Source organism: Sphingobacterium anhuiense, assembly GCF_042686355.1.
Classification (GTDB): Bacteria; Bacteroidota; Bacteroidia; order Sphingobacteriales; family Sphingobacteriaceae; genus Sphingobacterium; species Sphingobacterium anhuiense.
Map to the genome: position 1 here is coordinate 1 of NZ_JBHUPE010000014.1, position 14500 is coordinate 14500.

Here is a 14500-nt window from a genome sequence, read left to right on the forward strand (position 1 = left end):
AAATATAATATCCCTACCGGGAAAAACCATGCAGGAGTAGGGGATTATATAGGATTAGATGGTATATCCACAAAATCCTATGGAGTTATGTGGGATGATGAAGTAAAGCCAAATTATTTTATACCTATTGCTTGGGGAAGCTATCATTTAGAAACTAAAAAACAATCTGTAAATGTTGATACATTGCATTATAAAAACTCAAATTCAATTCTTAGACCTGGTACGATAATTAAATTTCCATATGAAATGAAAAGCCCTAATGGTCGTTTCAGCATGGTTTTTCAAGCGGATGGAAATATATACATAGCTGATAACGTAAAGAGTAAGATTTTATGGGATTCAGGATCTTTTAGACAATTTGGAACTAGCAGAAATTATCAGCTGAGCTTTCAACTTGATGGTAACCTAATATTAACAGCGACCCCCACCCTGCAAAAACCGGGAGTAATGGTGTGGTCAACAGACCATCTTCACGTTAGACAAGATGATAAAAATTATAATAATGTGAAGTATGGATTTTATGTACTGCAAGATGATGGAAATTTTGTCCTATACTATCCATTCGATTTCAATACCAATAAAATGCGGATTATAGCAAGTACAAGTACACATAATGGGCCATCTCCCCATTTTACTAAAATAAAATAATATACGCTATAAAGTAAATAGATTATATCCCAAATTTTCTAATTTGGGATATATTTAAAATCATTGACTTCCTGAAAGATAAAAAAATAAGATGCTTTGCTTACTTAAACATTGCTTTGTTAATATTGCAAAAAATCACACATCTTTGTATTAAAATATGTGATTTAGGCATGCACTGTGCCTTTGAACTATTGCTATATTTTTAGAAACTTATCCATAAGTACAATAATAGATAGTTCGTTTCAGATAATGTAGTTAGAATCTGATTATAAACTTAATAATCCTTAGAAGATCGAAGGATATATCGGTACAAATAAACATTAACTAGAAATACCTTCTACAGACTAAATTCAGGAAGAAAGTCCATATGTAATTCCGGTGAATTTATTTCTTCAGAAAAAAATGAAAAGCTAATCTATATTTGTTTGAAAAAGGTAAAATGATGCAGCATGATTTTCTATAGATAGTCTAACTATAATTCATAAAAAAACGGATGCTGGTTTGAACCAACATCCGTTTCTTATAAATATTTTGGTCAGAATTAGTGACCTTGAGTACCATCTACGCCGTGAGAGTGACCATGAGATAGCTCTTCTTCTGTCGCAGGACGTACATTTAAAATTTCAATTTCGAAATGTAAGGATTTACCAGCCATTGGGTGGTTTAAGTCAGCAACTACAACCTCTGGAGTTACTTCTACAACTACTGCACGAAATTGGTTACCTTGGTTATCTTGTAAAGGGATAACTTCACCTACTGGAGGTAAACCAGTTTCTTTAAACATATCTGCTGGTAATTGGGCAACAGCACGCTCGTCTTTTTCGCCATAAGCATCTTCTGCAGATAATTCAAATGCAGTAGTGTCACCAACATTTAAGCCAGCGATGTTTTCTTCAAATTTAGGAAGCATCATGCCTACACCATATAAGAAGTCTAAAGGATTTTCTGTTGTTGTTTCTTCTACGAATACTTTTTCGCCGTTTTCGATTGTGTGAAGTTTGTAAGTTAACGCTACTACGTCATTAGTTACTATTGCCATTTGTTTTGATTTTTGGGATATCTCCCGTTATTATTCTATTATTTTTATAAGTTCTGCAATTGTATTCTGTGGCAGACTGCATGTTTTATTTCGACAAAGGTATGCTTTTGAATTTAAACCCTGTCTATTTAATAACAATGGCAGACTGCTTTTTGTTCCACCCAATACAATTTTATTCGGAATGTAATAATGATCTAGCTCCTTACGAAATGCATGTGCATCATCTCCAGTTAGCGCAATCTCATTGCAACCATACAATTCTTCTAACAATAATATTGCCCAATTTGAATATGCAGAACCATATGTCTTGATTTGTGGGAATACATTGGCAAATAACTGATCTGAAATTGCTATATATTTCTCATTATCAGCAAGTAGGCCTATTTTTTTTAATTGATGACAAATTGCTGATGTAGATGACGGAATGACATTATCCATGACTTCACTTTTTCGTGCAATTAATTTTTCTGCGCTCGATGCACTGTAGTAAAACGTTTTTTCGTAGCTATCGTAAAATAATTCGATTGTTTTATCGAGTAATGAAGTTGCTATTTGTAACCATTTTTCTTCAAAAGTAGCTTCATAAAGTGCTGTAAATGCAGTGATCGTAAAAGCGTAATCATCTAAAAAACCGGGGATACTGCGGTTTGAATCTTTTGGCTGATGTAACATACTGAAATCGTCGGCAATCAATTCACTCTTCAGAAATTCAGCATTACGTAAAGCCAGCTCTAAGTATTCCTTTTTATCAAAGATTCGGTATGCATCAATCAGCCCATTTAGCAGTAACGCATTCCATGTCGCCAGTTGTTTGTGGTCAAGTCCAGGATGAATACGATTTTTTCTGTAGTCATTTAGTTTCTTCTTTATTGACTCTAGATAAATTTCCCATTCTTCTGTATTGTAACCAGCTTCTTTAGCCATTTTATCGGCATCGATATCACAAATCAATATATTAGTTTTTTCTTCTTCCCAGTTACCTTCAACAGTAATGTTGTAATAAGCGATAAATAAATCAGCATCTTCACCTAGTACCGTTTTAATCTCAGCTATATCGAATGTGTAGAATTTTCCCTCGACGCCTTCACTATCGGCATCTAAAGCTGCATAAAAGCCATTGTTCGGAGCTAACATCTCGCGTTGCGCCCATGCAATTGTCTCCTCAACGACACGTTTATATAAAGGATGGGGTTGCTGTTGATAAGCTTCTGCATATAGGGAAATGAGTTGGCCATTGTCGTACAGCATTTTTTCAAAATGTGGGACATGCCATTCACTATCGACTGAATAGCGCGCAAAGCCACCTCCGATGTGGTCGTAGATACCTCCAGAAGCAATTTTTTGGAGCGTAAAATGAACATGGCTTAGTGTTTCAGTATCCTGCGCTAAAACAGCGTAACGCAATAAGAATAACCAGTTGTTAGGAAGCGGAAATTTTGGACTGCGATGATAACCACCGTCTCTTGGATCAAATAATTCTTTCCAAGGTTTTATAATATCGTTTAAATCGTCAAACTTATATTGCTCCGGTATTGCATTAATAGGTAATCGCTCGCTCTGTTGAATGCCTTTTGTCAATTTGTCAGCATATTCCATTGCTACAGCAGGTTGTTCTTCCCACATGCGGGCAATCTGAATTAAAACGTTCTGCCAATCATGAGCTTTGAAATAAGTACCACCGTAGATGGGTCTACCGTCAGGTAAACAGATGCAGTTTAATGGCCATCCACCAGCATTTGTCATCAGCTGTACTGCAGTCATATAGACCTGATCAATATCTGGACGCTCTTCTCTATCTATTTTGATCGGAACATAAAACTTGTTCATGGTCTGTGAGATCACATCATTTTCAAAGCTTTCGCGTTCCATCACATGACACCAGTGACAGGCAGAGTAGCCGATACTGATGATGATCAATTTATTTTCTTCCTGTGCTTTCTTTAATGCTTCTTCCCCCCATGGCATCCAGTGAACCGGATTGAGCGCATGTTGTTTCAAATAAGGAGAATTTTCAAATTGCAATTGATTTGCCATAACCCGAAGGTACAAAAATGAATTATACTATGGTATTTAAAAGCGTAGCAGTATTGGATGTTAGGGTATTAAAATCAAAACCTTCATCAAGAATGAGATGTACAACTTGCGATGTTGATAAAGGGACAGATTCATTACTCACATATTCAATAAAATCTGATAAACCAGGGTTGTGACCAAATATAAACAGGGTATGTATGTGAGGTGGAACTTGGTTGATTAGTTTTAGAATGTCCAAATAAGTAGCCTCATACAGCTGATCTTCTTTAATTAAAGCAATCTGAGGATATTTAATTGCTTTAATAAATATCTCTGCTGTTTGATATGCTCTAATTGCAGAAGATGAAATACAGAGCGTAGTAGAATCTGCTTGCATCTGTAGAGCAAGCTGATGAGAAACACGTTGTGCTCTTTCTATGCCTTTATCTAATAATATACGGTCAAAATCTTTCTTAGAAAATGACTGTTCAGCCTTGGCATGACGGACGATATAGAGATTTTTAGACATATTCTGAAGTTATCCATATAAATATAAATAAAATCGATTTATTTATTTCAAAGAATAGGAAAGTTTAACACTAAATTAATGAAATCAATACTTCAAATAGATTGTTGGTAAATTATGAAGTATATCGATAAGAGATTATTAGTATACCTCTAGGTATCCTAGAGGTATACTATAAAGAATAACTTTCGACGCCAGCTAAAGAATCTTTTAAAATTTATTCATGATCTCGACAACATTGAAAACATCATCTTCACTGTGTCCAAAAGATATCGGCAGGCTCAGAATTGTTCTATGTATTTCTTCTGATAGAGGATATTCATTTTCTTTTAATATTCCGGACATTGCCTTTTGTTTGTATGGAGGTATCGGATAATGTACTTCTGTCTTGATGTCGTTGTCCAAGAGATAATTTCGAAGTTTTTCTCTTTCAGGGTGTCTTATCGCGAAGATATGAAATACATCATCAAAACCTTTTTGGATAATTGGTAGGATAAAATCGCTTTTAAGTTCATTAAGATAAATAGAAGCAAGTTTTCTTTTATGCGCAGTGATGGCATCTAGGTGCTTTAATTTAATAGAAAGAAAGGCCGCTTGTAGCTCATCTAATCTTGAATTATATCCAATTTCATCATTAACGTATTTTGTTGACGATCCATAATTTCGCAAGGTACGTATTGCCTGGGCACCAACTTCGCTATTTGTTGTTACAGCTCCCGCATCACCCAATGCTCCAAGATTTTTAGTCGGGTAAAAGCTAAATGCTCCAAAATCACCGAAACTACCTGCCATTTTTCCTTGGTAGCATGCTGCATGTGCCTGTGCACAATCTTCAATTACACAAAGATGAAACCTTTTCGCGATATTCATTATCTGTCCCATATCGCACATCTTTCCATAAAGATGCACCACTAGGATCGCTCTGGTTTTTAAAGTAATGGCGGCTTCTATTCTAACAGGATCTATATTATAAGTTTTAATATCTGGCTCTACTAAAATTGGTTTTAACCCACAGTGCAAAATTGCAAGTATGGACGCAATGTAGGTGTTTGATGGTACAATTACTTCATCTCCAGGTTCAAATTTAAGTTGCTTAAAAGCTAGCACCATAGCATCCAATCCGGAGGCTACACCTATACAATTTTTCACACCACAATATTTGGCAAAATTAGACTCAAATTGTGTCACTTCTCTACCTAAAATGTACCATCCACTCTTTAGTGTTTGTTGAAAAACTTGATTATATTCCTTGAAAAACACTTCATTTGACTTCTTTAAATCTTCGTATGCTATCATTTGGTATAAGGTTCATATATATAATCTTGTGCATCAAAATATTCGGAGGCTAGTACCATGAGGATAGCATCAGATGTAAAATTATACATCTGATGCCAATCTTTGGGTTCTAAGATCAGGCAGTTATGAGGTACATTTAGTAAAAAAGTGTCTTCTTTATTGCCATCATGATTATATATCTCACAACTTCCCTGAAGACAAATAGCAGCCTGTCGCGTATTATGATGTCTATGTCCTCCACGTATAGCATCATTTACCCCATAAATATAAAAGATGCGTTTTACATCAAACGGTACTATCTTTTCGATAACTGTTAGATTACCTCTGCTATCTGTAAATGTTTTTAAATCGATTTGAAAGGCCATTTTCTAAAAAAATAAGAGCTGTGATAAAATTGCCTAAACTGTCCTGTTATGTATAGTAAAAGCATGCGTCTAGGTGATTTTCCTATCCGTTCTATTTTTTGAACCTCATGAAAGTGATATTTCAGATTGAGTTTTGCTAGTTCCTTATCGGCCAACTTCAATGCTTTTACATAGGGTTGATATATGAAATGTAAGTCATTAGATGATAAATTGTATCCATTGGTTGGAATAAAAGAATTTGCTTCTGCATACTTGAAACCATGATAGTGATAGAAGACTACTGGAAAGAATGAAGATGATGCCAGGTCTTTGCCATAAAGTTGTTGATCGCGAAATGCAAAATCGTATTGTTGAATATTCCAGGGTGCCACTCCTCCACCTAGGGCTTTCAACTCATGTATTCCTGTAAATCGTGTCATCCAATCATCTAAATATTTTTGATCACCAAATTTACCATCTTCTACTCTACAATAACACCATTCTAAACACGCATTACGCCACCAATCAAGTACACGCATACCCTCCTCTGTATTTTTGAAACAGATGAATTGTACACAATAAATACCACTTGTAACGGATTGATCGTGACGTGGGGTATATCGATGTTCTGTTATCAATACAGAACGCTCTTCCATTTCCTGAATTAATATTGCTGGATCTGAGAAGAATAAAAGATCGGCATCCAAGTAAGTGCAGGATGATAATTGATATTCGTTTATGGAATATCTGATTACAGATGGAGTACATGTCCAGCAATATTCATTTTCCATACGAGTAGGTTTAATACTCAAAAGATGCTCATCTTCAAATTCAGAAAGAGAAATTATTGTTGCGTATCTTAAGTTAAGATTACATAAAGTATCATAGCAGAGTTCATCAAAGGCAAAAATGTAGAGATGAAAGTCGTTACAGTGTTTTTCCAGAGACCGGTACATCGCCAGTCCTCGAGACAGATATCGCGAATTGAATAAAGTGCAATAGTTGATCATAATGTATATTTTAGTAAAAACCCTTTGTCGTACCCAGCTAATTGACCGTCTATATACATATCGGCTTCCCCGACAACATAGGATGAAAAATCTGCTAGGATGGTATACTCATTAAAATGTTTAAGAAATAGCTCTTCGTTAAAAAACCAAGAGGGGTAAGATGCTTCGTAGATTTCTGGAGGTACTCTCTGAATAGTTAATCGATCATCACCTTCGTGGATAAAGGCTGTTCGATCAAATATTAGATATGGGATTTGAAGCTTAGCTAAATTGATTAAAAATTGATGGGGATCTTTTAAATATTGTACCACACTGGATAATAAGATAACATCAGGACGAATTACCTCGACACTTTCTGCAATTGTATGAAAGAACTTGAGTTGCTCATTTTCAAACTCACATTTTCCAATATCGACATAAGAAGATTGTTCGACAATATGCCAACGGAGTTTATTTAGAGGCTTCAAAAAGTCCCGAACCTGAAAATATGTACTTCCTAAAGATCCTCCGAAATCTAATATATTTAGAGTGTTGCTTTTTTGGATAGCGATGTGTAATAAGCTAGATATCAAAGCAAAGGGATGTTCTTTTTTATCAAAAAGTACTGAGTCCCGCTCATACACAGCCTCTCCATCTCTAATTTTTGCTAAAGAATACTGAGTTTTTTTCAAAATGTTTTTTTGATCATAACCTGCAGTAGCTTGTTGAGCTAATTCCCATGAACTATATGTGCCAAACCACCCGTATAATGATGGTTTTGAAACTTTTTTATTCTTTTTTTTCCAAAGAAAATTTTTCATAATATAACCCATTAATAATTGTAATGCACAAAAAATATTTGGCACAAATAGCTATAAAATTGACACTATCAACTAGTTCTAATTTTAAAAAATAAGAAAATCCTACGTTATAAGAATAAAAATTAATAACCTACTTCAGTATATGGCGACGAAGTAAAAAGGTATGTGGAAAAGACATTTAATGTAATTTCCAAAAGTGTAGTACACTTAGATTAAATTGGCAGCATAACAAATATAAAAGATATTGAAATCATAAAATAAATTTCTTAAATCAAATATCCATCTCCTTTAAAAATGAGTCTAACCCCTTACAAAATTTGTATTATTATGGAGAAAAAAATAATTTGTTGTAAAAAGTGTAAGACATATTAAAATAACAATGGTTTATTTGCAACAAAAATAATACATTTATTTATCATTCTCTAAAAAAAATAATAGTTTTATTCAGCTTTTCATAAAATAAGTCTTATTAGGTTGTAAGCAGTTTCGACTAAGTGAATTATATTTGTCAAAAATGATAATTGTTGCCTTCATATAAGTGAATAAATTCATATTCTGAATTTATTCACTTTGGAAAAGGAAATTTTCATTTTATAGCAATTGATTGAATTATAAAATATAAGATTAATGAAGGTATTATTTGATTATCAAATTTTTGTTGCACAAAAATTTGGAGGTATTTCTCGATATTTTGCTGAATTGATGAATGGAGTCGATAAGTTTGAGGATATGTCATATAGTTTAAATGTGTTTGGTAATATCAATCATTATTTATCTGAAAAACATATAGGAGCTTTCAATTTTGTTGAAAAAATCAAGAAGTATGAACGAAAGACTCATAAAATAATTAAGAAAAATCAGCTTGTAACATTAAACAGTCTTCAAGATCCCTCCATTGATGTTTTTCACCCTACATATTATGATCCTTATTTTATTCAGGTTCTAAAGAAGCCACTTGTTATTACGATTCATGATATGATTTATGAAAATTACCCTGATATTTTTTCATCGGATTCTCCAATTGCACACCATAAGCGCTTGCATATTGAGAAAGCAGATAAAATAATTGCTGTTTCTGAGAAAACAAAAAGTGACATTCTGAAATACTACAACTTGAATGATGATAAAATTGAAGTAGTCTATCATGGCATCAATTTAAATCAATCACTAGTTTATGAAGATATTCGAAACCTGCCGGAATCATATATACTATATGTCGGTAACCGATACGGATATAAGAATTTTAGTTTGCTGGTTCAAGCTTTTTCTAAATTATCGAAGCAGTTTCCTGAGCTCAAACTTGTATTGGCCGGTAGTAGCTTGGCAATTTCTGAACAGGAACATTTATATAGAAATCATATAACAGATAAAGTCATTCAAGTAGCAGCGACTGATGAACAGTTAAATCTATTATATAAAAGAGCTTTATTTTTTGTTTATCCATCTCTTTATGAGGGGTTTGGATTACCTATTTTGGAAGCTTTTAAAAATGAATGCCCTGTATTATTAAGTAATGCAAGTTGTTTTCCAGAGATTGCAGGAGATGCAGCGGCTTATTTTGAAGTGGAATCCTTAGATTCTTTTGTTAGCGAAATGAAAAGTCTGCTAGAATCTAAATTATTACGTGAAAGCTTAATAAAAAAAGGGAAAGAAAAATTAATTAATTACAGTATGCATTCATGTATTGAAAAAACAATTAAAATCTATAAAAGCTTAGGTTAAAATAACTGTTATTATCGGTTTTCTTTGATAGACCAAGTGTATATAGAAATTTTAATAAATACTTTACTGAAATTTCTTAACTCCGAATGCTTTAAGAATTTTAAATCCTTTTGATGATTGGATTCTCTCTAATTTTTTTTCAGCCGCAGTTGTTCTAGTGAAATCTTCCAATATAAAAGAAAAATTTTCTTTGAGAAAACGATCACGTTCTGCATTAATTTTATCGTGATTCTCAGGTCTAGCTGTAATACCCGTAAGATCAAAGTTGGTTATGATTTCATTAATATGTTTGGTACTGACATTCTCTTTGACAATTACTTTAGTGAAAAATGCCCAATCAGCAACTATTGGATAAGATGTATCATATAATCCATATCTTGTAAATAAATCTTTTTTTATGAATGAGCATGGGTGACCTATAGTTTCATAAAGGAATTGGCTAAAGGTTAATTTACTTGGGTAGTGTTGAACTCTTGAACTATCTTTATCCTCATAGATCAGGGATCCATAAATAATTTCTTCGCCATCTAGTTGCGATATAATATTATTAATCACTTCGGAGTTGTTAAGGTAATCTCCACTGTTGAGGAATAATAAATATTCGCCTTTTGCCAGTTGAATACCTTTGTTCATTGCGTCATAGATTCCACTATCTTTTTCAGAAATTTTAATATCAATAAATGCAGAATTGTTTATTAAATCTTGACTCCCATCTGATGAATTTCCATCAATAACTAAATATTCAAAATTTTTATTTGACTGATTATCAATTGATTTTAGTGTTTTTTTTAAACCATCTTTATTATTTAAATTTATTGTTATTATCGATAGCTTGGTGTTTTGATTCGTCATATTCAATTTATTCTGCCCCTAAATTACAAATTTTACAAATTAATTATTCAATTCTTTTTTTTACTAATCCCATATCATGGCTCTATATTTTCAGTAAGATAGGTTTAAAAAGAAATAAAAGTTATAATTTCGTTTCATTATATTGGTAATAACATAATACTTGTTTATTTTAAGATTTTTTAAAATTGATATTTTAAATTGACTGGCGCACTACTTCTTACTAAATGAGTTTTTCAGAGTTTGATAATTAATGTATTATGTAATTTAACGAATAAGGATTTGATATATGAGTGCTAATAAAGTTGATGTTTCTGTTGTTATTCCAATCTATAATTGTGAATCTTTTCTTGAGGAGGCTATAAAGAGTGTTTTAAATCAGAATATCAAATGTATTGAATTAATTTTGGTAAATGACGGGAGTACTGATCGGTCAGCGTTAATTTGTGAGAAATATGTAGTCGAGCATGCTCATATCCATTACTTTTACCAGAGTAATTCTGGGGTATCGGTAGCTAGAAATAAGGGGCTACTAGAAGCAACCGGTTCATATGTTTTTTTTCTGGATGCAGACGATACAATGGAGAATACATTTTTAAAAAATTCATTTGATATTGCTATAAGTAGTCAAAGTGATATCGTTGTCGTTGGAGCACATAGTTGCTCTCGTTTCCCCAATATTATGGCTTTACCTACTTGGGGGATGCTTTTAAAACGGGAATTTTTGCAACAATATCCTGAAGTTAGATTTCCTGTTGGTATACAACCATGTGAGGACGGTTTATTTTCACATCAATTACTTGCATTAACAACCCAAATTAGCTTAAGTCCAAATAGTTCCTATTACTATCGTCAACATGATGATCAAAATCATAATATCATCAATCAAAATAGCGATAAAGTTTTAGATCAGATTCCAATTTGGTTCAATATTTTAAAGAATTTTTATACAAAATATAATCTTCATAAATCACATGCCCTTCATTTGGCACTTTTTATAGAACATGAACCTTTCGAACTTAGGTATTTAAAGATGTCTCTAAATAATTCTCAAAGAGAAAGACTTTTTGGACTTATTCGTGTTTTTATGAATGATAAGGTACTTCCATTTTTAACTGAAAACGATAAAAAAAAGTTAAGCTTTTTATTTAGGTATTTCTTGTCAGCAAACACATATCAAGACTTTGAAGAATTTTATAGAAAATGTGAAGATAAAAAAATAAGAAAAATTAAGCTGAAATTGTTTTTGCTGAAATTCTTTCCATTTTCGAAAAAGAAAACATTAAGGCTTCAAAGCAAAATAGGAGCAAAGAATAATTAATTATGAAAATATTGTTGGTTCAGCATCTTTATTTTATTAACGGAAGTGGGGGAACAGAAAAGATCTGTTCTTTTCTTGCTAACAGTTTTGTTAATAATGGGCATCAGGTTGAAATTGCAACAAATGAGAATATCTCAGGAAAGGCGATATTCAAGTTACACTCACTAGTTAAAGTAACAAACATCTATAGCCCCGATCTAATACAAAAAAATCAAATTCCTATATCAAATTATAGTGGAAGTAATCCTTTTAATTGGCTTATTCATAAAATTCGTAAAAAATATGCCAAGGCTTATAATTCTATTTTAAAAATGAGCATGAAAGGCGAACAAAATCTATTTGTTTATAATTTGGAACGTCGTGCAAAAGCCTGGAAAACTTATATTGATGAAGTAAAGCCTGATGTAATTATTACTATGTCAATAGGCTCTTTATTGGAGATTACTTATAATAATGAAATAACTGTTCCAATTATTGATTCTGTCAATGGTAGACCAGATTATGATTATACAAATATTTTTGGAGGTAGAAAACCATTCGAAGTCAAATTATTAAAAAATTCATTTCAGAATCTTGCTGGAGTCCAATTACTATTTGCAGGTTATTCTGATTACTTACCAGATTGTTTTGTCGGCAAAGTTGCCGTAATTCCTAATCCTGTCCCCAGAATTAAGGAGTTTGTTAATCATTTTATTTCAAAAGATCGATACAAGGTTATTCACATTGCTCGTTTAGATATGGCATGTAAACAACAACATCTCGCTATTGAAAGTTTTGCAAAATTAGCGCCTCAGTATATAAATTGGGATTTTGAATTGTGGGGAGTAGGATCAGATATGCAACGTTTACAAAAACAGATTACTGATTTAAATATGGAGGATAGAATTTTCTTGAAAGGATTTACTGAGGATCCAATTCAAAAATTGAAAGAAGCTGATATATTTATATTTCCTAGTAAGTATGAAGGATTTGGGCTAGCTCTTGCCGAGGCAATGTCCGCAGGTCTTCCTGCAATTGGTTTTAAGAGCTGTTCTGGAGTTAATGAAATAATAAAACATAATGAAACAGGTTTTTTGGTAAATGATAATATAGAATTGTGTGTGTGTTTAGAAAAGTTGATGGTCAGTCCAGCGCTACGTGATCAGTTGGGAAAGAATGCTAAAATAAGTATAGAGGACTTTAGTGAAGAAAGTATAAGTGAAAAATGGCAAAAATTTGTTCAAGAGATTGTATATTCGTCCGCTGTTACGAAAAATATTAGAATATGACAGCCAAAAATAATATATAGAATATTACTAATGCTATTTATTGAGTTTTACGACGGTTCATTTTTTAATTGATCGCAATACCATTAAAATTTTTAATATTATAGGTTTCTATTACATCTACCGTTTTGTTTACTTTGAATTATTTCAAAATTACAATTTGGATATCATTGTAAACTTATTTTTTTATAATAACTTTTATTGTGATGATATCATTAGTATTAAGTTATAATATTAAAATAAATAATTCTTTTTGTGTTGCGTTTCGTGTATTATTTTCGTTAAGAAGTTATTGCTGTTATTATAAATTTATATTTAAAAAAGTTTTAAAAGATCTAAAATCAATATCTGTTGGAATTAGTCAATAATATCCATTTTGGTCGTAGTCGTATGACAATATGTATCGATCATTAATTTAAGCATTTTAAATGTCGAAGAAGAAAAAAATACTTTATTTCGTTCCTGATAATCCCTTTAATAACAAGGCTGGTAATATTACAAGGTTTGTTAAGATGTTGGACTATTTTAGCAGAAAATCTGGAGAATTTGACGTCGATTTCATTACAGAGCGATTTTGGGGTAATTGGAATGATGAAAGTATTAGGATATTCGCAGATAAATATCCTACAATTAATCTTGTTGTTTTGGATAGAAAAATAGACAGGAAAAAGTTTTTGAGTTATATTTTCAAGTATAAAATATGGGAGTTTATCTTCGGTTTTACAAAGAGTAAAATCGACTTAACAACATATCTTTTAAAATTTAATTTTAAAAAATATACTGGAAATAAAAACTATGATTTTGCTATAATTAGTTATGTTAATTGGGGAAGTCTTATTAAAAATTTAAAATCATATAAAACTTCAATAATTGATACACATGATTTTATAACGGGTCAGTATTTAACCACATATAGAGCTAAGAAATCAACATCATTGCCATATCGAATATTAGAAAAGGAAGTGGGTATCTTAAAAGAGTTTGATGAAATTTGGACATATTCTGTAGAAGAAAAATATATTTTTGAACAGTTTACCCAAAAACCAGTACAGCTAGTTCCTGTTTCATTTCCTAATCATAAATCTGAATTTTTATGTAATAAAGACTCTCGAAAACTTTTTTATGTAGCGAGTGACAATGATCATAACAAAAGAAGTGTTAAATGGTTCCTAAAAGAAGTATTACAACATATCAACAAAGATATTGAAATCGTAGTTGCTGGTAGTATTAGTAAATATTTTTCTGGCTCAAGCCAAGTAATAGAACTTGGAGTTGTAGAAGACTTAAAATCTCTTTTCGTGGATGCGAAAGTATTTATGTGTCCTATGTTAACTGGGACTGGAATAAAAATTAAAGTTGTGGAAGCTTTATCTTATGGCATGCCAGTTGTTACTAATATAAGAGGAATAGATGGTTTGTTTAATAAGAGGCAGAATGGTTGCATTGTTACATCCTCAGGAGTAGAATTTGCCAATGAAATAAATAGGCTTTTTAATGATGAGAGCTATTATAAAAAGATACAATCTGAAGGAGAAAACTATTTTCTAAATAACCATAGTGAAGTTTTGGAGGAAGAGTTTTTAAATGACTCCTTGATTAAGGATTAGTTTAAGTTTCCGAAATCAATTTTTTTAATTAGGAATTCCTTTATTATCAAGGAAAAAACT

General features: G+C 32.0%; 13 protein-coding genes. 5 read left to right on the forward strand and 8 right to left on the reverse strand.

The genetic code is table 11. The features are described from left to right. Positions 1–648: hypothetical protein (locus ACFS6I_RS22310; protein WP_380923888.1), on the forward strand; the 648-nt coding region annotated here is incomplete at its 5' end. 541 nt (positions 649–1189) lie between these two features. Here ACFS6I_RS22310 and ACFS6I_RS22315 read toward each other — a convergent pair. The 7 genes from ACFS6I_RS22315 to ACFS6I_RS22345 all read right to left on the reverse strand — a co-directional run bounded on the left by ACFS6I_RS22315 (position 1190) and on the right by ACFS6I_RS22345 (position 7676). Next, the gene (locus ACFS6I_RS22315) at positions 1190–1687 is read right to left on the reverse strand and encodes an FKBP-type peptidyl-prolyl cis-trans isomerase (protein WP_021190473.1); all 498 of its coding nucleotides are present in this window, start codon (positions 1685–1687) and stop codon (positions 1190–1192) included. A gap of 30 nt (positions 1688–1717) precedes the next feature. Beyond that, complete coding sequence (locus tag ACFS6I_RS22320) at positions 1718–3721, reverse strand: thioredoxin domain-containing protein (RefSeq protein WP_380923891.1); 2004 nt, start codon at positions 3719–3721, stop codon at positions 1718–1720. Positions 3722–3743: 22 nt separating this feature from the next. After that, positions 3744–4229 (reverse strand): SixA phosphatase family protein, encoded by a 486-nt coding sequence (locus tag ACFS6I_RS22325; protein ID WP_380923893.1) that lies wholly within the window; start codon positions 4227–4229, stop codon positions 3744–3746. A gap of 207 nt (positions 4230–4436) precedes the next feature. After that, positions 4437–5522, reverse strand: coding sequence for a DegT/DnrJ/EryC1/StrS family aminotransferase (locus ACFS6I_RS22330; RefSeq protein ID WP_380923895.1), 1086 nt, complete (start codon positions 5520–5522; stop codon positions 4437–4439). After that, a complete protein-coding gene (locus ACFS6I_RS22335) occupies positions 5519–5887 on the reverse strand; it encodes a sugar 3,4-ketoisomerase (protein WP_315402670.1) in 369 nt (122 codons plus the stop codon). The genes ACFS6I_RS22330 and ACFS6I_RS22335 overlap by 4 nt, the downstream gene beginning before the upstream one ends. Continuing rightward, on the reverse strand, positions 5866–6876 hold the full coding sequence (locus ACFS6I_RS22340) for a glycosyl transferase (protein ID WP_380923897.1): 1011 nt from the start codon (positions 6874–6876) through the stop codon (positions 5866–5868). The genes ACFS6I_RS22335 and ACFS6I_RS22340 overlap by 22 nt, the downstream gene beginning before the upstream one ends. Continuing rightward, positions 6873–7676, reverse strand: coding sequence for a methyltransferase, TIGR04325 family (locus ACFS6I_RS22345; RefSeq protein ID WP_380923899.1), 804 nt, complete (start codon positions 7674–7676; stop codon positions 6873–6875). The genes ACFS6I_RS22340 and ACFS6I_RS22345 overlap by 4 nt, the downstream gene beginning before the upstream one ends. Positions 7677–8303: 627 nt before the next feature. On the opposite strand from ACFS6I_RS22345, the gene ACFS6I_RS22350 reads away from it, so the two are divergent. After that, positions 8304–9398: a glycosyltransferase family 4 protein gene (locus ACFS6I_RS22350; RefSeq protein ID WP_380923901.1), complete on the forward strand. Its 1095-nt coding sequence runs from the start codon at positions 8304–8306 to the stop codon at positions 9396–9398. A gap of 63 nt (positions 9399–9461) precedes the next feature. On the opposite strand, the gene ACFS6I_RS22355 is transcribed toward ACFS6I_RS22350, so the two are convergent. Next, entirely contained in the window at positions 9462–10250 is a 789-nt protein-coding gene (locus ACFS6I_RS22355; RefSeq protein ID WP_380923903.1) for a glycosyltransferase family 2 protein, read from the reverse strand. Between the two features lie 286 nt (positions 10251–10536). Here ACFS6I_RS22355 and ACFS6I_RS22360 point away from each other — a divergent pair, with 286 nt between their 5' ends. The 3 genes from ACFS6I_RS22360 to ACFS6I_RS22370 all read left to right on the forward strand — a co-directional run bounded on the left by ACFS6I_RS22360 (position 10537) and on the right by ACFS6I_RS22370 (position 14440). Then, positions 10537–11568, forward strand: coding sequence for a glycosyltransferase family 2 protein (locus ACFS6I_RS22360; RefSeq protein ID WP_380923905.1), 1032 nt, complete (start codon positions 10537–10539; stop codon positions 11566–11568). A 2-nt stretch (positions 11569–11570) separates the two neighbouring features. Next, complete coding sequence (locus tag ACFS6I_RS22365) at positions 11571–12836, forward strand: glycosyltransferase (RefSeq protein WP_380923907.1); 1266 nt, start codon at positions 11571–11573, stop codon at positions 12834–12836. A gap of 425 nt (positions 12837–13261) precedes the next feature. Further along, on the forward strand, positions 13262–14440 hold the full coding sequence (locus tag ACFS6I_RS22370) for a glycosyltransferase family 4 protein (RefSeq protein ID WP_380923909.1): 1179 nt from the start codon (positions 13262–13264) through the stop codon (positions 14438–14440). Positions 14441–14500 lie beyond the last annotated feature (60 nt).